Consider the following 21035-nt stretch of genomic DNA (forward strand, 5'->3'; position numbering starts at 1 on the left):
TTACGGGCGCAGCAGGAGCTGCTCGTGCGCCGAGAAGAGGCGGCGCGTGACCATGCGGCTGGCGATGAGGCAGGTCAATGCCGAGGCCGAGAAGATGGTCGTGATGACGACGAACTGATAGAGCGCGGCATAGAGCGGCGAGGCTCCGGAGAGCACCATGCCGGCCATGATGCCGGGAATCCAGACGATGCCGAGCGAGCGGATGTTGTCGATCGAGGGGATGAGGCAGGCGCGGTAAGCGGCGCTGAGGCTGGGCGAGAGCGCGGCTTCGGCGGTGGCTCCGAGGGCGAGCGCCGACTCGATCTCGCCGGTGTGGGCGAGGACCTCGCCGCGCAGCCGGTCGAGGAAGAGCGACTGCGTGTTCATGGTGTTGGCGATGACCATGCTGCCCACCGGAATGAGGATGGTGATGCCGAGCGGGATGACGCCAAGCAGCGCCATGAGACAGAGAACGCCTCCGGCTCCCGCTGCGATAGCGGTAAGCGCGAGGCGGAAGGCGCGGGGGATGAGCCTGGCGCGTTTGCGCACGATGCCGGCGGCGGCGAAGACCATTCCGGCAAGCACGAAGATGCTGGTCCAGCGCGGACCGTGGAGCAGGAAGGCCAGGATGGCTCCGACGGCGACGATCTGGAGCACGCCGCGCAGCTCGGCGACGGGCAGATCGCGGAAGAGATCGGGCGCGCGGCGGCGGGCGAGCAGCATGACCACGAGGCCGAGCAGAGCGGTGATGGCGCACTCGACCAGACCGCGTGCGATTTCGGTGTGAAAGAAGTGTTCGATCATGCGGCACCTCCGGGTTCGGATGATGAGCCGGGCAGGGATGGAGCGAGCACGTCGGCGGGCGTGCCGATGGCGCGGATGCGTCCCGCCGCAAGGACGAGGACGCGGTCGGCCATGGCGCGCGCCTGATCGGTGCTGTGCGTGACCCAGACGCAGGCGAGATGGCGCTCGCGGATCAGCGATTCGAGCAGGCGCTCGACGCCGGAGCGCGCGGCTTCATCGAGGGCTGAGGTCGGCTCGTCGAGCAGAAGCAGCTCGGGATCGTTGGCGAGGGCGCGGAGAATGGCGACGCGCTGGGCTTCGCCGCCGGAGAGGGTGAGGGCGTTGCGCGATCCGTACTCTTCGAGGCCGACGCGGGCCAGCATGGAGGCGAGCGTCTCCGGCGGAAGGTTTTTGCCGTGCTGCGCGGGGCCGTAGGCGATGTTTTCGGCGACGGTCCCGGGAAAGAGATACGCGCGCTGCATGACCATGCCGACGCGGCGGCGCAGATCGAGCGGGCTGATCTGCCGGTAGTCTTCGCCGTCGAGCCGGACGGCGCCGGAGGTGGGCTCGTCGAGGCGGTTGAGCAGACGCAGCAGGGTGCTTTTACCGGCTCCGCTGGGGCCGACGACGGCCAGCACCTCGCCGCGGCTGAGAGAAAAGCTCACATCGTGCAGGAGGGTCTTTGCAGGGCCCGCAGAACCGGCGGTCACCTTTCCCTCGGCAGGCGCGTACAACTCGCGGGTAAGGTTTGCGCATTCAAGCAAGGGAGATGATGGATTCATAGCCGGCAGGCAGAGTCAGTCTACACGGCGCAAAATATATCGCAGAAAGCGGGGCTACCGTATGAAGGCTGAGGCAGGGAACGAAACAGAGAAGCTATCCGGAAAGCGAACAGCAGCCGTGCCGGTCCTTGTGGCGCTGGCTGCGGTGACGGTGTTTGCTTCGTGCGCGGGCGCCATCATTTCGCCGCGGCGCGGCGGAGCGCAGGATGCGTCGAAGAGCGCTCCGACGGATGCGGACAGGGCTTTCATCCGTCATGCGCTCGAAAGCGGCAATACGGAGATCCATCTGGGACAGCTTGCCGGGCAGAAGGCGGCCAGCGGCGATGTGAAGGAGTTTGCGCAGAAGATGATCGACGATCATGAAGCGCTGAATGCGCAGATCCAGCCGGCGGGGCAGCGGCTCGGCATCCAGCCGACGGACGAGATCTCCTCCGAGGGCAGCCGGCAGGAGGACAGGCTGAAGGGGCTCTCGGGCAGCCGGTTCGATGATGCGTATATCCGCGTCATGGTGCAGGATCACCGCGAGGACCTGCAGGCCTTTCGCGTGGAGGCGGCGCAGGGGCACGATGCGGCGGTGAAAGAGGCGGCGAAGCACGGCGGCGACCTTCTCTCGCAGCATCTGCGCATGATCTATCAGATCGCGCAGGCACACCACGTCCCGGTCGACGCTCCGCCGGCTGAGGCTCAGAGCCGCTGAGCTTTGACAGCGTGCATACAATAGAAGCAATGTCTCCGGCCATGTTTCGACGGAAGCGATGCACGTTTGCGGCTGCGGTGCTGCTGGGGTGCGCAGCGGCACTGCTGTGCGGATCGATGCCGGGCGTCTGCCAGGCGGTAAAAGACCTGCCCCGGTCCACGGATTACGTCAACGATTTTGCGCATGTGATGTCGCCGGGGGCGAAGCTGCAGCTCGACCATTTGTGCGGCGAGGTGGATCATCAGGCGCACGCGCAGATTGCGGTGGTGACGATCAACACCACGAACGGCGAGCCGATCCAGCAGTACGCGGTGGAGCTGGAGGACGCCTGGAAGGTCGGCAATAAACAGGACCGCGGCGTGATCCTGCTGATTGCGGTGAACGACCGCAGGCGTTTCATCGAAACGGGGTACGGGCTCGAAGGGATTCTGCCCGACGCGAAGGTAGGACAGATTGGCCGGCAGATGGTGCCGATGCTGCGCAACAACGACTTTGACGGCGCGCTGACGCTGGCCACCGATGAGATCGCGCAGATTATCGCCGACGACGCGGGCGTGAAGCTGACCCCGCTGACCCGGCAGGGCGCGGCGACGCAGCCGCAGCACGCCACGCCGGGGCAGATTATCGGCGGAATCATCTTCCTCATCCTGATCGTGATCTTTCTGCTGTGGGCGGGCGGCTCGGGACTGCTGGGCTTTCTGCTGGGCATGTTCTTCGGCGGTGGATGGGGCGGCCGCGGCGGCGGAGGAGGCTGGGGTGGTGGCGGCGATGGAGGCAGTGATGGCGGAAGCGGCTTCGGCGGATGGGGCGGCGGCAGCACCGGCGGTGGCGGCGCCGGGGGCGACTGGTAGACTGCGGGTCAGAAGGTGCGGTGAACGGATGCGGGTAAGCGGAAAGGAAATTTCGATTCTATGATGCGTCGCGGGCTGTGGGTTGCAATCGCGGTGGTAGTGGTGGTGGTTCTGGCGGGGCTGCTGGTCTTCGGCAGCTACGTTACGGCCAAAAACCAGATGGTGGCAAAGCAGGAAGCGGTCCACGAGGAGTGGTCGCAGGTGGATGTGGTGCTGCAGCGGCGCGCGGACCTGATTCCCAACCTGGTGGCCACGGTGAAGGGCTACGCGCAGCATGAGGAGACGGTCTTCGGCGATGTGGACAAGGCGCGGGAGGCTCTGCTGGGCGCGCACGATCCTCAGTCGAAGATTCAGGCGAACGGGCAGCTCGACGGCGCGCTGGGACGGCTGCTGGCGATCTCGGAGAATTATCCGAACCTGAAGGCGGACCAGAATTTTCTGGCGCTGCAGGATCAGCTCGAAGGCAGCGAAAACCGCATCGCCGTGGAGCGGCGGCGCTACAACGAGACGCTGCGCGACTACAACACCTTCATCCGGCAGTTTCCCAACAGCATCTGGGCGGGCGTAGCGGGCTTTCAGCCGGACAACGCGTACTTCCAGGCGAGTGAGGGATCGCGCCAGGCGCCTCAGGTCAAGTTCTGAGGCTGCGTCAGTTTGCGCCGGGCCTGGATATCAGGGCTCGGGATGCATTTCGTATTCGAAGGGCGGCTCGGCGCCCATCAGATAGCGGACAAAGTAATCCCAGCGGCGGCGTGTCATGTAAGCCGTGTCGGGGCCATAGCCGTGCTTCTGATTCGGCAGCAGAAGCAGGTCGAAGTCTTTGTTGGCGCGGATGAGCGCGTCTACCACCAGCAGCGTGCTGTAAGGTGGCACGTTGTTGTCCATGGTGCCGTGCGCGAGCAGCAGATGGCCTTTGAGATTTTTTGCGATGTTCTCATTGGCCTGGTTGTCGTAGTTCGTCGTGCCGTCAGGGTGCGTATCGAGCAGGCCGATCCACTTCTCGCCCCAGTCGTCCTCATACTCGCGGTTGTCGTGGTTGCCGGATTCGGCGATGCCGGCTTTGAAGAAGTCCGGATACTGGAACATGGCGTCGGCGGTGGCGTTGCCTCCGCCGGAGTGGCCGTAGATGCCGGCGCGGCTGAGGTCGATCCACGGATAGCGCTGCGCGAGCTGCTTCATGCCGGTGATCTGATCGGGCAGTGTGTTGTCGCCCATGTTGCCGTACCAGGTCTCGTGGAATTTCTTCGAGCGCCAGGGCGTGCCCATGCCGTCGAGCTCGATGACGATGAAGCCAAGCTCGGCCAGCGCCTGGCAGTCGCCGCGTGAAGCGCGGAAGGAGCGCGTGCCGACGCTGCCGGTCTGCGGGCCGGGATAGATGTGATTGACGATGGGATATTTCCTCGACGGATCGAAGTGCGAGGGTTTGAACATCAGACCGTAGAGATCGGTGACGCCGTCGCGCGCCTTCACGGTAAAGGGAACCGGCGGGACCCATCCGGCGGCGAGCAGTTTTGTGATGCCGGTCTTCGAAAAGGTATCGGCCACATGCCCCTCGGTGTCGCGAACGACGGAGATGCCGGGACGGTCAGGCGTGGAGTACGAATCGGCAAACCAGCGGCCAGAGGGCGAGGCGCTGATGTCGTGGTCGGCGTCTTCGGGCGAGAGCAGCTTCTGGCCGCTGCCGTCGAAGCGAATGCTGTAGAGCGCACGATAGTAGGGGTCGCGTCCCGGCTCGCGTCCGTTGCCGATGAACCAGATTGTGCGGCTTTGGGGATCGACGGAGATCATCTGCGCGACGTTGCCTTCACCGCGGGTGATCTGATTTTTAAGCCGGCCGGTGGTCAGGGCGTAGAGGTAAAGCTGGCCCCAGTTGTCGCGCTCGGAGAACCAGATGACCTCGTTCGACTGCGGAAGATACTTCCAGTTGGCTTTGCCATTGCCGGATTCGTAGAAGGTCTTCACCGTCTCCTGCATCACGTCGCGGATCTCCCCGGTTGCGGCGTCGGCGATGCGGAGCCACTCCTGTTTGTGATCGCGCGAGGTGGAGATGAAGGCGAGGTGCGCGGAGTCGGGACTCCACTGCACGTCCTGCCAGTCGCCGCCGTGGCAGGCGAGATCGTCGCAGAGGGTGGAGCGGTGCTGATCGGGCGGCATTCTGAAGCGCACGACGCGGGGCACATCCACATCGATGACGACGCGCTGAATGGTGGTGACGACGGCATCGCCGGGCAGCGGATACTTCCAGGCGCGCAGATGAGGATGGCCGATGCGGGTATCGACGAGATACATTTCGCCGTCGCCGCGCTGGTCCTGCTGATAGGTGGCGACCTTCTTCGAATCGGGCGACCAGACGACGACGGGGTTGTCACTCGAGCTCCAGCCGGCGTTGTCGGTCGCATAGCCGAAGTCCTTCACGCCATCGGTGGTGAGCTGCGTCTCCTGGCCGGTGGAGAGGTTGCGGACCCAGAGGTTCCAGTTGCGGATAAAGACGGCGCGCTTTCCGTCGGGCGAGACGGAGGCGTTTTTCCTCCAGGTCTCCGCCTGTTTGTCGGAGGCGCAGGTATTGGAGGCCAGATCGCACTTCCAGGAGTGGTCGTCCACCTGAAAGGTTGCGGTCTTCGCGCCGGGGGCGAGGTCGAAGCCTTTGAGGGGCAGCGCGCCGGCAGTGAAGGACTGGCCGGTGGCCTTCGAGAGAGCGGCGGCGATGCGGGTGTGATCGAAGGCCGGCTTCGCGCTCTTTGCGGACGGATCGACGAGCATGATGCGCGCGCCCTCCGGCGTCATGGTGCTGTACCAGAAGCGCTCCGGCTCAGAACCCTGCGCCGGCAGCCAGGTCAGGTGCTCGACCGCGCCGTAGACCAGATTCGCGGTGTTGTAAGGCATGAACCGCTCGGCGTGGGCGTAGTCGGCGCTGGTGAGAGCGGGCGGCGCGGGCTGCTGCGCGAGGGCGAGAGGCGCGATTCCAAAGGCCAGCAGCAGGGTGGGAGCGACGAGTTCAGGCAGCATGAAAGCCTTCCGGCACAGAAAATGAAAAGGCTGCCGGTGGCGGCAGCCTTTTTGAAACAGAGGAGTGGAGACCGGCTGCCGCTTCAGGCACGCGCGTAGGACGCGATGGCGCTGGCCTCGTCGTCCTTGATGTCGAAGACGGTGTAGAGCTTGGTGATCTGCAGCAGGTCGTGCACCTTCTTGGTCAGGTTCAGGAGCTTCAGCTCGCCGCCCTGATTGCGTACGGTGGTGTACGCGCTGACCAGCTCACCGATGCCCGAGCTGTCGATGTAATTGACGTCTGCCAGGTTGAGCAGAATCTGCTTCTGTCCCCTGGACAGCAGATCGCGGACGGAGTCGCGCAGCATCACGCTGCCCTCGCCGAGAGTAATGCGTCCGCTCAGATCAAGAATGGTTACGCCGTCCACCTGACGGGTCGTCACTTTCATGCTCACGTAGAAAATCCTCCTTAACTGACTGCAACTAATTTCCTGTTGGGGCGGCTCCCAGATGCTTGATCAGCGTCAGCTCAGTCCCGGGATGTAATTGCCTGAAGTGTACCTCATCCATGAACGATCGAATGAGGAAGATACCACGGCCTGAGCCACGCAGCAGATTCTCCGGCGCCAGCGGATCGGGAAGCGTTTCCGGGTCCAGTCCTTTGCCCTGGTCGGTGATGCGAATCACGAGATCTTTGCCGGTATTTTCAAATACGGCGGTGATGCGTTTGGACGGATCGTAGGCGTTGCCGTGGAGCACGGCGTTGACGGCCGCTTCGCGGACGGCCATGGTGATGCGGAAGATTTCGTCCTCTTCGATGCCGGCTTTTTTCGCCAGTTGCTCGGCGGTTGCCTCCACTTTATTCACGCTGTCGAGCGACGACTCCAGCGTGTAGGTGATGCGGCTTGCCTGTTGTCCGGTCAAATGCTCTTCCTCATCGTTGCTGCATCGCGTTCCTGGAGCGTTTTCGGGCAATTTCCGCATCTCGGACCTCAGCGGCGTAACCCGTGCTGCCGCCTGCTGCGGCGACCCCGGAACCACTTTTCCTCGTACGTCGCAGTTTGCTTGCTGAGACCTTAGATGTCAAGCGAAGCGTGAGGGATTGTTTGCGGATCACAGAACTCACCGGAATATGCATGCCTGTTACACTCGGGCCGGGACCCTTGAAAAATGCGGGATAAGCTGGCCATCAAAGCGCTGACGACTCTGCAGGGCACGCCCATCACGGACGTGGAGGGGCGGCTGCGCGGGCGTCTGAAGGATATTGCCGTGGGCACGGGCGCCGATGCGGGGCGCGTGGCCGGGCTGGTGCTGAAGACGCGCAACGGGCTCGAGGTGGTTCCGGCAAAGGAGCTGCGCTGGACGCCGAGCGGGGCTCTCGAGCTGCGTCCCGAGGCCACGCTGCGCGAGCTGAAGGGCGACGAGAACTTCATCCTGCTGCGGCAGGACCTGCTGGACCGGCAGATCATCGATGTGCACGGGCGTAAGGTGGTCCGGGTGAACGATGTGGACCTGCAGTGGTTCACGACGGGCAATGTCGAGGATCTGCGCGTCTCCGAGGTGGAGACGGGGCTGCGCGGCGCGCTGCGCCGGCTGCTGGCGGGGACGATGCCGAAGCGGACGATCGAGGCGCTGGTGCGGAAGATTCCGGCGCGGGTGATTCCCTGGCAGTTTGTCGACATGATCGAGGTCGATCCGGCGCGGCGGGTGAAGCTGCGCATCGAGCACGAGCGGCTGGCGCAGCTGCACCCCTCCGATATCGCGGACATTCTGGAAAATCTTGCTCCGGCCGAGCGCGAGGCGGTGCTGACGACCCTCGACGAGGAAGTGGCCGCGGAGGCTCTGGAAGAGGTGGACCCGCGGCTGCAGAAGTCGCTGGTGGAGGCGCTGGATTCGGAGACGGCGGCGGGAATCGTCGAGGAGATGGACCCGTCGGCGGCGGCCGACCTGCTGGCCGAGCTGCCCGATGAGCGGTCGGAGGCCATTCTCGAGGAGATGGACCCGGAGGAGCGGCAGGAGGTCGAGGAGCTGCTCGAATTCCGCGAGGACTCGGCCGCCGGGCGCATGACGACCGAGTACATCGCGGTCGCGCATACGGCCACGGTCGGCGATGCCATTCAGGCGCTGCGCGAGTTTGACGGCGATCCGGAGACGGTCACGGAGATTTATCTGATCGAGGAGAACGACACGCTGAAGGGTGTGGTTCCGCTGGCGCGGCTGGTGCTGGCGCGGCCGGAGACGCGGCTGAGCGTGCTGACGGAGCCGCACTTCATCTCCGTGCAGGGTGATGCGCACCAGAACGAGGTCGCGGAGCTCTTCGACAAATACAACCTGCGCGCGCTGCCGGTGGTGAACGGAGCCGGAAAGCTGGTCGGAGCGATTGAGGCCGATCATGTGATCGCGTTTCTGCGGGGCAGCCATTAGGGATCAGGGATTAGCCATCAGCCATTAGCTGTCAGGGGTCGGGGATGATTCAGCATGCCTTCGGTAATGGACAGGATTTGCTGGAAGGGCTTTGAGGAATAAGCAGGAATTTATTTTTGAGGGATGTCTGAGACAGCCTGCAAGCCCTCCTGCCGCGACCTTAAGTCTGGCAGCGTGTCATTCAGATGACCGTTGCGATTTATCAACTCACTGCCGAGTTTCAGCGCGAAGAACTTTACAGCCTGGTCAGTCAGCTGCGGCATGCCGGTATTTCCACCGCGAGCAATATTGCTGAGGGCTGGGGACGGAATACGACCGGCGAGTATCGGCATTTCCTCGGGATGGCGCGCGGATCGAACTTCGAAATACAAACGCAGCTTGTGATCGCTCGGGAGCTCGGCTATGGCGGCAGGGAAAAAATGATGAGAGCCGAAGAGCTTTCCCCGGAAGTCGGTAAGATGCTGGTAGTGATGATGAAAAAGCTCGAAACGACTCGCTCCTCCCCAACGTCCAATCATTTCTCTTAATAAGTGCTGACTGTCACCTGTGGAGCGTTTTTCTGATCGCTGATCTTAATCCCTGATCGCTAATCCCTAACCCCTGATGGCTCATTCCTGATGCTGAAACGCTGGAGAACCCGGATCGTGCTGTTCCTCGCTGTGCTGGGGCCGGGGTTCATCACCGCCAATGTGGACAACGATCCCAACGGCATCCTGACCTATTCGCAGTCGGGAGCGCAGTACGGCTACACGCTGCTGTGGACGATGATTCCGATCACGCTGGCGCTGATCGTGATTCAGGAGATGTGCGCGCGCATGGGCGCGGTGACGGGCAAGGGTCTGAGCGACCTGATCCGCGAAGAATTCGGGTTGCGGGCGACGACGATCGTGATGTTCCTGCTGGTGCTGGTGAACTTCGGCAATGTGATCGGCGAGTTCTCCGGCATTGCGGGCAGCCTGGAGCTGTTTCACGTCAGCAAATACATTGCGGTGCCGGTCTGCGCGGTCCTGGTGTGGCTGCTGGCCGTGCGCGGCGACTACAAGAGCGTCGAAAAGGTCTTTCTGGCGGCGTCGGTCTTCTACTTCGCCTACATCATCGCCGGAGTGCTCTCCGGGCCGAGCTGGCATACGGCGTGGGTGGCGACGGTGCGGCTGCCCTCGCACACGGTATGGCGCGAGAGCGGATACATCCTGATGGTGGTGAGCGTGATCGGGACGACGATTGCGCCGTGGATGCAGTTCTATCTGCAGTCGTCGATCGTGGAGAAGGGCGTTACGGCAAAGACCTACGCTGCCTCGCGGCTCGATGTGATCGTGGGATCGATCTTCACCGATGTGGTGGCGTGGTTCATCATCGTGGCCTGCGCGGCGACGCTGTGGGCGCATGGAATGGGAGCGATTCAGGACCCGGCCGATGCCGCGGAGGCGATGAAGCCGCTGGCGGGCTCGTGGTCGTTTCTGCTCTTCGCCTTCGGCCTCTTCAATGCGGGCTTCTTTTCCGCCTCGGTGCTGCCGCTGTCGACCGCTTACGTGGTCTGCGAGGGCCTGGGGCTGGAGTCAGGCGTCGACAAGCGCTGGAACGAGGCTCCGTTCTTTTACTGGCTCTATACGCTGCTGATCGCGGGCGGCGCGGCGGTGGTGCTGATTCCGAACTTCCCGCTGGTGAAGTGGGCGATCGAGTCGCAGGCGCTCAACGGGATTCTGCTGCCGGTAGTCATCATTTACATGCTGCTGCTGATCAACCGCAAGGACCTGATGGGCGAGCACGTGAACTCACGCTGGTTCAATGCGATCGCCTGGGCCACGGCGGTGATCGTGATCGGCCTGTCGGTGATGCTGATGGTGCAGCAGTTCAGAGGATAGGGAACAGAGTACAGGTCGCAGGGCACAGAAAAACCGGGCCGCCTTCTGAAATTACACAGTCCACTTTCAATCGTTACCGGCGATCCAGGAATGTCTGCGCTGGATACCCGGGCGCGGGATGCGTCTGGATGTATTTGGCCATGACCGGGGTGCTGGCTTTTCTGCGCCCTGCGCGCTGAGCCCTGCGTCCTGTTTCACAGCAGCTTGCCTGCGGCCAGATCCCGTACCAGGTCGCGGTCGGCGGCGAGGAAGTCGTAGGTGGGCAGATCGCGAAGGTCGACCCAGCGGATTTCCTGAAAGATGCGGTTGACGATCTCGTCTTCAAACTGGTGCACGGCGAAGAATTGCAGATCGACGGCTCCGCCGTTGCGGTAGGTGTGGCGGGTGCGGGCGACGAGGGTGCCGATGGTGGCGTGAATGCCCAGCTCCTCATTCAGCTCGCGGACGAGGGCCTCTTCAGGGCCTTCGCCGGGCTCGATCTTGCCGCCGGGAAACTCCCATTTCAGGGCCATGGCCTGATCGGGGCGGCGCTGGCAGGCCAGAACCTGGCCGCCGCGCAGGATGAGCGCAGCCACCACAAAGCGGATGGACTTAGCCTCTCCGGTCGAACCGTTCTCTGTGCCGATGCTCTCCATGCAACCACTAGTTTAGACGCAGACGCTGCAAAAGCGGTGCAATCGGCCGAACAGAGGGATACATGGCGCCGAGGCGGCCGTGTGCCGGGCTCCAGTAACTAAGCCCTGTGGCGGTCAGTCGGATTCCGGCGGCAGCGCGGGGAGAGAGGCGAGATCGATGCGGCGCAGGCCGGGAGCGGATTCCGCTGAACCATGATCAGGCTGCGCTGAACCATGATCAGGCTCCGCGGTGCGGGGACGAAGCGCTTGGGCGATGGCGCGGAGGCCGCCGAGCAGCGTGTGTGCGGGGGTGTTCAGCAGCTCGTCGGTCACGCAGTAGACCTGGCCGCTGGTGACGGCGCGAAGCTGCTGCCATCCGCGCTGGACGACGACGCGTTCGAGCGGCACACGGTCTCCGGCGCCGCACCAGGACATCAGTACAACATCGGGATCGGCGTCGGCGATGGCTTCGGCGGTGGTGGTCGAGCCGGGCTCGCCAAGGAAGACGCCTCCGGCGGCTTCGACCAGCTCCTTCACCCAGGTCTGGGAGTGGATGAGCGGCTTGCCCCACTCCTCGCAGCAGACCACCGGAGGCTGCGTGACGGAGGCGGCCTGAGCGCGAGCTTCCGCCAGCGCGGCCTGCATCTCGGCGATCAGCGTTTCTCCGGCTTCGGCGGCGTGCACCACGGAGGCGAGCAGGCGAATGTCCTGGAAGATGTCGGCGAGGGTATGCGGAGCGAGCAGCAGGACCGGGCAGCCGGCTTTGAGGATTGCAGTGAGCGATTCCTGCCGATAGGGAACGGAGGCGAGAACGAGATCGGGCCGGATGGGCAGCAGCTCCTCGACACGGGTGGACCAGGAGTCGTGCACGACGGGCAGTCCGCGGCCGCGCAGCGCGGGTACGGCGTCGAGGCAATAGCGGGTGCAGGCTGCCAGGAGATCGAGGCGGCCCAGCCGTTCCAGCGTGAGGGTGATGCTGGGCTGCAGAGAGATGATCTTCACGATGGTTTTCTTTTTACAAATGCGCTACTTGATGTGATCGGTGAGAACGGCCTGCGGGTAATAGACGGTCCAGCCGAGCCGGGCGGAGATATCAAGCAATCCGGGCGTGGGATTGACGGGGAAGGGCTGACCGGCAAGCTCCAGCATCGCGGCGTCGTGGATGGAGTTGCCGAAGACGGCGTCGGGCGCGGGGATGCCGCTGCGCTTCAGCGCCTCGGCCTTGTACTCGTCGGTGGGCACGTCGATCAGCTCGCTGGTGACGAGGCCGCCGGAGACTTTGACGCGCGCCGAGAGGATATGGTCGGCGTGGATGGAGAAGCGGCGCATGCCCTCTTCGATCACCCAGTTATTGGTGGAGCTGACGGCCCAGACGTCGGCGCCCTCCGCCTTCAGCCTGGCGACCAGGTCCTGCATCTCGGGGAAGATATGAGACTCGATGTGGGTGCGGAAGAACTCGGCGGCGGCGCGGCGCAGCTCCTCTTCGCGAAGGCCGGCGTAGACCTGCACCATCTCGCCGCAGATCTCGAGCTCGGAGACCTCGCCCTGCCGGTAGAGGCGGTGGCGGGAGTCGATCCAGTCGCTGGAATTGCGCGAGAGCAGCCCCACGTCCATCGACCAAGTCATGAACCCCATGCCGGCGTCGCCGCTCCACAGCGTTCCGTCGCAGTCGAAGATCGCGGTGCGGGGCCGGGCGGAAAGAACGGTCTCCGTAAACTCGGCGCGGCTGTAACGCGCGACGTGCACGGTGGAAAGATCGGTCACAGCGGAGCTCCTGTCCGGCCGGGTGTGGCCGTGCGGTTCAGCATGAGATAAGGCAAAAGCGCCGCGAAACAACACGGCGCTTTCGGGTGAATCGAACGAAAAGCCTGAAAGATCAGGCCAGAGCCTCGGCCGGTACGTTGACCTTGTCGTGCCAGGACTTCGCCGACTTCAGCGCATTGTTGACGTTGTTGATGTTCTCGACACCGGTGGTGTTGAGCCACTCCTCGAAGGCCTTCGCGCCCTGCTTCGCGTAGATGGCGATGCCGTCCTTCCAGGTGGCGCGGCCGCAGAGCACGCCGTTGAAGGTGGTGCCGGACTCGACGGCCAGCTCGAGGGTCTCGATGAAGACCGGGTTCGACACGCCCGCCGACAGATAGATGAACGGCTTGTGCGTCGAGGAAGCGGCGATGCGGAAGTGCTCCAGCGCCTGAGTGCGGGTGTAGGCCTGCTCGCCTTTGAAGGCTTTGGTGCCGGCGACGAACTCCATCTGAATGGGAACTTCGACCTTCAGCACGTCCACGCCGTAGCGGGCCTTGCCGAACTCTTCCATCGAGCCGGTGACGATCTCCGGCTTGCGCTTCGCGTAGCCCAGACCCTTTTCGTCCTCGCCATGCACGTCGTAGCCGACGGTCTCGAGGAAGAACGGGATGTCGTGCGCGATGCACTCGTCGCCGATGCGCTCCACCCAGGCGTGCTTGTGGTCGTTGATGTGCGACTTCTCGAAGGGGGTGTAGTAGAGCAGGATCTTGATGCAGTCGGCGCCGGCTTCCTTCAGGCGGCGAACGCTCCACACGTCGAGCAGATCGGGCAGACGGCCCGGCAGGGCGGCGTCGTAACCGGTCTTCTCATAGGCCAGCAGCAGGCCCTTGCCGTTGCGGCGCTTTGCCGCGGGCAGACCAAACTCAGGATCGAGAAGGATGGCCGAAGCATGCTTCGTGAGCACCTCGGTGACCAGCTCCTTGAACTCGATGAGGGCAGCATCGGGGAGATCCGCCACACCCTTTTCTTTTGCAAGCGACTTCTTCAGCGAGCCGCGCTGATCCATGGCTGCTGCGGCGATCACGCCACGCTCATCGGATACCGATTTCAGGCCGGCCAGTTTGCCAGGCGTAAGTGTTTCTTTGGACATTGTGTTCCTCCTGCCTCTTTCTTCCTTACTTTTTCTTTCTTTTCGTGAGGGAGTCAGTCTCCACCACCGATTTTAACCGCTCCTGCGGCTGCCTGCGCGAGGGCGGCCCGCTGGTGCGTAAACAATTCGTGAATGCCGCGCTCCGCATAATCCATCATCTCGAGCAGGCGCGCGCGGGGAAAGGCGCGGCGCTCGGCGGTGGCCTGGGTTTCGACGATGCCGCCGTCCTCGGTCATCACGAGATTCATGTCGACCTCGGCCTGCGAATCCTCTTCATAGGCGAGGTCGAGCAGCGTGACGCCTTCGACGATGCCGACGCTGGTGGCGGCCACCATCTGGCGCAGCGGCGAGCTCTTCAGCGCTCCGGTCGCGACCATGCGGCTGAAGGCGATGGCCAGCGCGGCGCAGGCCCCGGTGATGGCGGCGGTGCGGGTTCCTCCGTCGGCCTGGAGCACATCGCAGTCGAGGATCACGGTGCGCTCGCCGAGGGCGTGCATGTCGACGACGGCGCGCAGCGAGCGGCCGATGAGGCGCTGGATCTCGTGGGTGCGTCCGCCGATTTTGCCGCGCTCCGACTCGCGGGGCGTGCGGGTGAGCGTGGCGCGGGGCAGCATGCCGTATTCGGCGGTGACCCAGCCGCGTCCGCTGTTGCGCAGCCAGGAGGGCACGCCCTGCTCGACGGTGGCATTGCACAGAACGCGGGTGTTGCCGGTCTCGATGAGGATGGAGCCCTCGGAGACCTGGACGTAGTCGGGAGTGAGGCGGACGGGACGCAGCTCGGCAACGCCGCGGCCCCCGCTGCGGAAAAATGCTGGACTTTCAGTCATCCGGACCATTGTACGGGGACGGGACGATTCCGTTTCGGGAACGGGCGTTTTGCGTTTCAAAAGGGAACTGCCGCGGTAAGCGGCTGAAATAGCTGGCCTTGCAGACATAGTGGTCGGTGCCGGTTCCGTTTTGGAACGCGAAAAAGGCGGGCACAGCTTGGCCCGGATTTGCTCCGACTCGTATAAGTGCTTTCTTTTTATGCAGATCCAGGACTGTGCCGGTTTGGAACGTGGCTTGCACCAAAGAGGGCGGGTCGCAAGTTCCGACCCCGGAACGGGAACCGCCGGGACTATCCAGGGCGATGGCGGTTTCCCGCTCCTGATTGCTACGGGTCAGGGAGAGGAAGCCGCATGCAGAATCTGGTGCAGTACGGAAAGAGCAGAGTCAGGAACAGGGCCGCGGGAGCCGCGCCGGCCGCGGCTTCGGCGGCGCAAAGACCGCAGTCCCCGAAGCTGCGGGGCATTTCGCGGTCGGAGCTGTCTCCGCTGGCCGCGCTGGCCCACGACGCGCGCAATGTGATGGGCGCGCTGCAGCTCTACAGCGAGCTGGTGGCGGAGCAGGATGTGCTGACGCCGAAGTACCGGCACTATGCCGACGAGGTCCGCGCCATCTGCACGGCGGGGCGGCAGCTTCTGCAGCAGATTTCGTCGCTGGCCAGCGAGGAGGCGCAGGAACGCAGCCTTTCGCTGCCCCGGCCGGCGCGGCTGCATGAAGCGAGAGATATTGCGGGGATTCCTGAGCCGTGGGTGCGGAATCTGCCGGAGGCCGTGGAGCAGATGGTTCCGCTGCTGGCGGCGGTGGCCGGTCCGGCGATCGCGCTCGAAGTGAAGAGCCTGCCCTGCCCGGGACAGACAAGGATCTCTTCGGAGAGCCTGACGCGGATTCTGGTGAACCTGGTGCGCAATGCGGCTGATGCCATGCCGCGCGGCGGACGGGTGAGGATCACGGTGCAGCAGGCCGGGGGAGGGAACTTTCTCGACGCCGCGGCCGGCTCCCTGCCCGCGCCGCAGACGGCGCTGCTCTGCATTCAGGACAACGGACCGGGGATCGCTCCCGGCATTCTCGAGCACATCTTCGAGACCGGCTTTACGACGCGGCAGCTCGACACCTGCTGGCCGAAGCCGCCGCATCGCGGCTTTGGGCTGAGCATTGTGCGCAGCCTGGCGGAGGCCGCGGGCGGCAGCGTGCGGGTCGTCTCCTCCGCGGAGCGCGGAACGCGCTTCGAGCTGGAGCTGCCCCTTACGAACGTAACGGTGGCTTCCCATTCTGCGACACGGCTTCTGCCGGAAGGAAGCCTCCAATGATGCGAGGATGGGAAACAACATCTTCCACCATGCTGAATCCAGTGCAACCGACACCCTCTGCGGCGGCCGGCAGGCTGCACGTGCTTGTGATCGATCGCGACCCGGCGATCCGGAACGCCTGCTGCGAGATTGCGGCCGCCTGCGGCTGCGTGCCGCACGGCAGCGACAGCCTGACGGCGGCGCGGGCGCTGCTGACGGGACGCGGCGCCGATATCGTGCTGATCGACCAGAAGGCGGCGATGAGCGCCGGCTTCGAGGTGCTGGACGAGATGAAGGCGCTGCAGCCGGTGATGGCGGTGGTGCTGATGACAGCGGCATCGACGGTAAGCGCGGCGGTAGAGGCGATTCGCTCAGGGGCGAGCGATTACCTGATCAAGCCCTTTGCCGTGGAGGAAGTGACGGCGATTCTGGAGCGGCTGGCGAAGCACCGCCATATGGACCGGGCCAGCCGCACTCTGCGCGAGAAGCTGCGCACGCAGCAGGGCATGGGAAACATCATCGGACAGAGCCCGGAGATGGAGAAGCTCTACCGGATTCTCTCCAAGGTGGCGCAGAGCACGCACCCGGTGCTGATCCTGGGCGAGAGCGGAACGGGCAAAGAGCTGGTGGCGCATGCCATTCATGCGCACGGGCCGGGCGCGGGGCGCCCCTTTGTGCCGGTCGACTGCGGATCGCTGGTGCCGTCGCTGATCGAGAGCGAGCTCTTCGGCCACGTGAAGGGCGCATTCACCGGGGCCGAGAGGACGAAGGACGGGCTGCTGGTCTCGGCCGAGGGCGGGACGGTCTTTCTGGACGAGATCGGCGAGCTGCCGCTCGACCTGCAGGCGAAGCTGCTGCGGGCGCTGCAGGAAAAAGAGGTGCGGCCGGTAGGCGGCAGCCAGAGGATTCCCATCCGCGCGCGCATTCTGACGGCGACCCACCGCGACCTGGCGGGCATGGTGGAGCAGGGCCGCTTCCGGCGCGATCTGTACTACCGGCTGAACGTCGTCAAGCTGCAGCTTCCCGCGCTGCGCGACCGGAAAGAGGATATTCCACTGCTGGCCGCGTACTTTCTGGAGCGCAACAGCCGCGAGTACCGGCGCGACTTCCGCCTGAGCGCCGACACGCTGAGCTTCATCAGCGAGTACCACTGGCCGGGGAATGTGCGCGAGCTGGCGAATGCCATCGACCGCGCCTGCAATACCGCATCGGACGAGGTGATCGAGATCGGCGAGATGACGACCTCGATCCGCGATTCGTATCTGCACCGGTTACAGACCCTGCGGCCCCGCGCGGATGCTCCGGTACAGGAGCTGGCGGTGATGCCGCTGGCGGAGATGGAGCGGCAGGCGATTCTGACGACGCTGAATCAGGTGAGAGGCGACAAGCTGCTGGCGGCGCGGCTGCTCGGCATCGGCAAGACGACCCTCTACCGCAAGCTGAAGGAATACGGGCTGGGTCCGGCATAACGAAGCGCCGATCCCGGAGGCGGACGACGGAACCCGGAAATCCGGAGACAGCTTCCGGAGAGACGGCGCGGCGGCAGAGTGCGGAGAGGGAAGAGACGGAGGGGTTATGGGAAACACGGCGCTGCTGGTGACTACCATCGAGGGGGTCGAGGAGTGCGCGGCCGAGCTGGCCCGCCAGCTGCATCTGATGATCGACGTGGCCGCCGGACGGAAGGCGGCGCTGACCCTGCTGGGGCGGCGGGAGTATGCGGTCGTGATCGTCGACCGCGCGGTGACGGAGTCGGACCCGGACGGCGCCGAGCTGCTGTGGAAGCATGCCGGGCTGGCGGTGCCGCTGGAGGTGAACTTTGCCATCTCCGGCGCGGCGCGGCTGGTGCGCGAGGTGCGGGCGGCGCTGGCGCGGCGCGAGCAGGAACAGCTGCTCGCCACGCAGGCCGCGGTGGCCGCGGTGGACAGCGAGCTGAAGGATGCGGTCACCGGCTTTCTGCTGCAGTCACAGCTGGCGCTGGCGGAGAAGGACATTCCTCCCGGCCTCGAGGCGAAGCTGAAGCAGATGGCGGAGCTGGCCGGAGCGCTGCGGCAGCGGCTGGAGGCGCCGGACGGAACGGGCCGTGCATGACGGCAAAACAGGGTACTTCCGTGCAAAACAGGATGCTGCGGCCGGAGACGTGCAAGGCATCCTAATCTGACGAGTAAGGTGCTGACTGCCTGCTTCCGAAGCGCAGACTACACCTGAGCCATCCGGCCGGCGTCACGGGCCGGAAGAATCCGCGTCATCGTATTTGCAGGAGAGCCGATAAGCGTTAGAAAGGTACTGTAATTCAGATCAACAAATTGTTGCAGTTCCCGTACAGGAGAACCCAATGCTCCCCCACACTATGCGGTACCTGCTGTTCCCTGGAGTCTGTCTTTTCGCCCTCACCCTTGCTGCTCAACCGGTCCGGCCCGCTGCCCGTGCGCAGACCATTCGGCCGCTCATCACTTTGCCTGCCGGTGGAGCAGCCTTTACACCGGTTTCGACTTCGACCTCATCGGCGTCCCTTCCGGTGGCTCGGCCGGAGCCAGCCTACGAGACGGCATACTCGTCTTCTCTGCTGCCGGAGCCGGAGACCCTGGTCCGCACCGCCTCGCCCGATCGTCCTTTGACGGCCATGCGTGCGGCAACAGTGCTGCCGTCGCAGCACATCGCTCCCTTTTCAGGCTTCGCTCTCGGAGTGAGAATGGGGACGCTCGGAATCGGCTTTGAGGGCGCGACGCCGCTCGCGCAGCACTTCAACCTGCGCGCCGGCGCAAACTTCTTCAGCTTCAGCGACAACTTCACGACCAGCGGCTTTACCTATCAGGCCACGCTGCACCTGCGCTCGGCGGATGCGAGCGTCGACTGGTATCCCTGGGCCAAAGGCTTTCACATCAGCCCCGGCGTTCTGCTCTATAACGGAAACGATGCCGCCGCCAGCTTTCAGGCTCCGGCGGGCACGGTCTTTACGCTGAACGACGTGGATTATCTGAGCAGCGCGACGGACCCGGTGACGGGCGGCGCAAGCCTGAAGTTCAACCGCGCCGCGCCGAAGCTGACCGTCGGATTCGGCAACCATATTCCGCGCAGCGGACGGCACTTCAGCGTGCCCTTCGAGATCGGCTTTGCCTATGTCGGCGATGCGAATCTGGTGCTGAACCTGCACGGCACAGCGTGTGACGCACAGGGCCGGGGCTGCGAGAACGTGGCAGATGATCCGGGCGTACAGGCGAACCTGAAGGCGCAGCAGCAGAAGTATCAGAGCGACGCCAACGATGCGCGCTTTTACCCCGTCATGTCGGTCGGCTTTGCCTACAGCTTCTAGACGAGACGCAGCGTCAGGCCCTTTGCGGAACGATAGAGCCGTTCTCCTGAAGGTGTAGAGGGAAGGAAGGCTTTGGAGTGGCCGTTCCGCCAAAGAACGGCCACCCTGCATGGTTCCTGCCACTCTGTCGTATCAGGAGAACTGCTCTAAAATGGCCTCGGAAAGCAGAGGGCCCCGACGCTGGATAAGACGCTGGACAGAAAACCGACGAGAAGAGTTGTTCTTGCTGCAGCCGGAAGGCTCGCCGCCGCCGCCGCTGCGCTGCCGATGACGGCATTTTCGCAGCCGTTCGCGCCGATTTCTTCTCCGATCGAAGATCGGAATGAGGATCGAGGCCTGGCTGCGGAACAGAGCGAAGGCACGCGCTTCGCCTCACGCCGCCCGAAGCCGGCCGACCGGAAGTTCCGCAGCCAAGCCGTCGATGCCTTTATCGCGGAGACGCAGCAGCGCGTCGGCGATCCGGAGCTGGCATGGCTCTTCGGCAACTGCTTCCCGAATACGCTCGACACCACGGTCGAGCCCGGCAGCTTCGAGGGCAAACCGGACACGGTGGTGATTACCGGAGATATTCCGGCGATGTGGCTGCGTGATTCTTCGGCGCAGGTGTGGCCCTATCTGCCGCTGGCAGGCAACGACGCGGCGCTGCGCGAGCTGCTCGAAGGGGTGATCCGCCGGCAGACGCGGTGCATCCTCATCGACCCGTATGCGAATGCGTTTATGGCCGACCTGCATGCGCCTCCACTCGAATGGAGCAGGAGCGACAAGACCGGGATGAAGCAGGGCGTGGGTGAGCGCAAGTGGGAGCTCGATTCGCTCTGCTATCCGATCCGGCTGGCGCACGGCTACTGGAAGCGGACCGGCGATACGCGCCCCTTCGACGCCGCGTGGCAGCAGGCGATGCGGCTTGTGGTGAGCACGATGCGGGTGCAGCAGAGGAAGCAGGGCGATGGGCCGTATCACTTTCAGCGCAGCTCCGAGATCGCGACGGAGACGCTGCCGGCGTCGGGCTATGGGAATCCGGTCAGGCCGGTGGGGCTGATCGCTTCGGGCTTCCGGCCGTCGGATGACGCGTGCCTCTTTCCGTTCCTGGTGCCGTCGAATCTCTTTGCGGTGACCTCGCTCCGCCAGCTTGCGGAGATGGCGCATGCGGTGCTCGCCGACGATGTGCTGGCGAATGAGGCGCACGCTCTGGCGGCGGAGGTTGAGTCCGCGCTGCGGCAGTATGCCACCGCCGAGACGCCGGAAGGGACGATCTGGGCCTATGAGGTGGACGGCTACGGCAGCCGCGTGCTGATGGATGACGCCAATGTTCCCAGCCTGCTCGGTCTCCCGTATCTGGAGAGCTCGCCCGATGCTGCGCTCTATGCGCGCACGCGCCGTTTTGTGTGGAGCGAGCGCAACCCGTGGTTCTTTCGCGGAACGGCGGGCGAGGGCATCGGCGGTCCGCATGAGGGCAAAGACATGATCTGGCCGATGTCGCAGATGGTGTATGCGCTCACCAGCGCGGACGATGCGGAGATTCGCCATGCGCTCGCGATGCTGAAGGCTTCTTCGGCAGGCAGCGGGTTCATGCACGAGAGCTACTTCAAAGACGATCCGAAGCGCTTTACCCGCGCGTGGTTCGCGTGGGCGAACACGCTCTTCGGCGAGCTGATCGCGACCCTGGCGGCGAAGCGGTCCAGGCTGCTGCAGGCATAGTCTCGATCTGCTGCATGCCTGGCTGGAGCTGCTGTAGCCAGGCCCG

General features: G+C 64.3%; 20 protein-coding genes and 1 pseudogene. 11 read left to right on the forward strand and 10 right to left on the reverse strand.

The genetic code is table 11. From position 1 onward, the window contains the following. On the reverse strand, positions 1-783 hold the full coding sequence (locus D0Y96_RS04905; RefSeq protein ID WP_117298242.1) for an ABC transporter permease: 783 nt from the start codon (positions 781-783) through the stop codon (positions 1-3). Continuing rightward, positions 780-1472: an ABC transporter ATP-binding protein gene (locus D0Y96_RS04910; RefSeq protein ID WP_350448967.1), complete on the reverse strand. Its 693-nt coding sequence runs from the start codon at positions 1470-1472 to the stop codon at positions 780-782. Before D0Y96_RS04910 ends, D0Y96_RS04905 begins: the two co-directional genes overlap by 4 nt. 133 nt (positions 1473-1605) lie before the next feature. Here D0Y96_RS04910 and D0Y96_RS04915 point away from each other — a divergent pair, with 133 nt between their 5' ends. Genes D0Y96_RS04915 through D0Y96_RS04925 form a run of 3 tightly spaced genes read left to right on the forward strand, consistent with a single transcriptional unit; the run spans position 1606 to position 3734 of the window. Then, positions 1606-2241 carry a DUF4142 domain-containing protein gene (locus D0Y96_RS04915; protein WP_117298244.1) on the forward strand — a complete coding sequence of 212 codons (636 nt, stop codon included), beginning with the start codon at positions 1606-1608 and terminating at the stop codon, positions 2239-2241. A 41-nt stretch (positions 2242-2282) separates the two neighbouring features. Beyond that, positions 2283-3092, forward strand: coding sequence for a TPM domain-containing protein (locus tag D0Y96_RS04920; RefSeq protein WP_158562219.1), 810 nt, complete (start codon positions 2283-2285; stop codon positions 3090-3092). A gap of 60 nt (positions 3093-3152) precedes the next feature. Continuing rightward, complete coding sequence (locus D0Y96_RS04925) at positions 3153-3734, forward strand: LemA family protein (protein ID WP_350448968.1); 582 nt, start codon at positions 3153-3155, stop codon at positions 3732-3734. Positions 3735-3764: 30 nt separating this feature from the next. On the opposite strand, the gene D0Y96_RS04930 is transcribed toward D0Y96_RS04925, so the two are convergent. From D0Y96_RS04930 to D0Y96_RS04940, 3 genes are all read right to left on the reverse strand, one after another. Continuing rightward, on the reverse strand, positions 3765-6098 hold the full coding sequence (locus tag D0Y96_RS04930; protein WP_199480185.1) for a S9 family peptidase: 2334 nt from the start codon (positions 6096-6098) through the stop codon (positions 3765-3767). An 83-nt stretch (positions 6099-6181) separates the two neighbouring features. Further along, the gene (locus D0Y96_RS04935; protein WP_117298246.1) at positions 6182-6532 is read right to left on the reverse strand and encodes an STAS domain-containing protein; all 351 of its coding nucleotides are present in this window, start codon (positions 6530-6532) and stop codon (positions 6182-6184) included. Between the two features lie 28 nt (positions 6533-6560). After that, positions 6561-7001, reverse strand: a complete 441-nt coding sequence (locus D0Y96_RS04940; protein WP_117298247.1) for an ATP-binding protein — start codon at positions 6999-7001, stop codon at positions 6561-6563. Between the two features lie 246 nt (positions 7002-7247). On the opposite strand from D0Y96_RS04940, the gene D0Y96_RS04945 reads away from it, so the two are divergent. The 3 genes and pseudogenes from D0Y96_RS04945 (at position 7248) to D0Y96_RS04955 (ending at position 10363) form a co-directional block, all read left to right on the forward strand. Continuing rightward, positions 7248-8501: a magnesium transporter MgtE N-terminal domain-containing protein gene (locus tag D0Y96_RS04945; protein ID WP_117298248.1), complete on the forward strand. Its 1254-nt coding sequence runs from the start codon at positions 7248-7250 to the stop codon at positions 8499-8501. Between the two features lie 176 nt (positions 8502-8677). Continuing rightward, positions 8678-9028 (forward strand): annotated as a pseudogene (locus D0Y96_RS04950) (four helix bundle protein); the annotation flags it as partial. 90 nt (positions 9029-9118) lie between these two features. Further along, a complete protein-coding gene (locus D0Y96_RS04955) occupies positions 9119-10363 on the forward strand; it encodes an Nramp family divalent metal transporter (RefSeq protein ID WP_117298250.1) in 1245 nt (414 codons plus the stop codon). Positions 10364-10557: 194 nt separating this feature from the next. On the opposite strand, the gene D0Y96_RS04960 is transcribed toward D0Y96_RS04955, so the two are convergent. From D0Y96_RS04960 to rph, 5 genes are all read right to left on the reverse strand, one after another. Continuing rightward, entirely contained in the window at positions 10558-10998 is a 441-nt protein-coding gene (locus D0Y96_RS04960; protein WP_117298251.1) for a (deoxy)nucleoside triphosphate pyrophosphohydrolase, read from the reverse strand. 114 nt (positions 10999-11112) lie between these two features. After that, positions 11113-11979, reverse strand: coding sequence for an ABC transporter substrate-binding protein (locus D0Y96_RS04965; RefSeq protein WP_117298252.1), 867 nt, complete (start codon positions 11977-11979; stop codon positions 11113-11115). Between the two features lie 24 nt (positions 11980-12003). Then, positions 12004-12741, reverse strand: coding sequence for an HAD family hydrolase (locus D0Y96_RS04970; protein WP_350448970.1), 738 nt, complete (start codon positions 12739-12741; stop codon positions 12004-12006). A 112-nt stretch (positions 12742-12853) separates the two neighbouring features. Continuing rightward, positions 12854-13870, reverse strand: coding sequence for a tagatose 1,6-diphosphate aldolase (locus D0Y96_RS04975; protein WP_117298253.1), 1017 nt, complete (start codon positions 13868-13870; stop codon positions 12854-12856). A 53-nt stretch (positions 13871-13923) separates the two neighbouring features. Beyond that, the gene (gene rph, locus D0Y96_RS04980; protein ID WP_117298254.1) at positions 13924-14697 is read right to left on the reverse strand and encodes a ribonuclease PH; all 774 of its coding nucleotides are present in this window, start codon (positions 14695-14697) and stop codon (positions 13924-13926) included. A gap of 351 nt (positions 14698-15048) precedes the next feature. Between rph and D0Y96_RS04985 the strand changes: the two genes are divergently transcribed. The 5 genes from D0Y96_RS04985 to D0Y96_RS05005 all read left to right on the forward strand — a co-directional run bounded on the left by D0Y96_RS04985 (position 15049) and on the right by D0Y96_RS05005 (position 20989). After that, positions 15049-16002: a sensor histidine kinase gene (locus tag D0Y96_RS04985; RefSeq protein WP_117298255.1), complete on the forward strand. Its 954-nt coding sequence runs from the start codon at positions 15049-15051 to the stop codon at positions 16000-16002. Next, positions 15999-17450 (forward strand): sigma-54-dependent transcriptional regulator, encoded by a 1452-nt coding sequence (locus D0Y96_RS04990; RefSeq protein WP_252263497.1) that lies wholly within the window; start codon positions 15999-16001, stop codon positions 17448-17450. The genes D0Y96_RS04985 and D0Y96_RS04990 overlap by 4 nt, the downstream gene beginning before the upstream one ends. 106 nt (positions 17451-17556) lie before the next feature. After that, the gene (locus D0Y96_RS04995) at positions 17557-18069 is read left to right on the forward strand and encodes a hypothetical protein (RefSeq protein ID WP_117298257.1); all 513 of its coding nucleotides are present in this window, start codon (positions 17557-17559) and stop codon (positions 18067-18069) included. 244 nt (positions 18070-18313) lie between these two features. Then, positions 18314-19291, forward strand: a complete 978-nt coding sequence (locus tag D0Y96_RS05000) for a hypothetical protein (RefSeq protein ID WP_147324911.1) — start codon at positions 18314-18316, stop codon at positions 19289-19291. Positions 19292-19558: 267 nt separating this feature from the next. Next, complete coding sequence (locus D0Y96_RS05005) at positions 19559-20989, forward strand: glycoside hydrolase family 125 protein (protein ID WP_117298259.1); 1431 nt, start codon at positions 19559-19561, stop codon at positions 20987-20989. The last annotated feature ends 46 nt before the right edge of the window (positions 20990-21035 follow it).

It is taken from the genome of Paracidobacterium acidisoli (genome assembly GCF_003428625.2).
GTDB lineage: Bacteria > Acidobacteriota > Terriglobia > Terriglobales > Acidobacteriaceae > Paracidobacterium > Paracidobacterium acidisoli.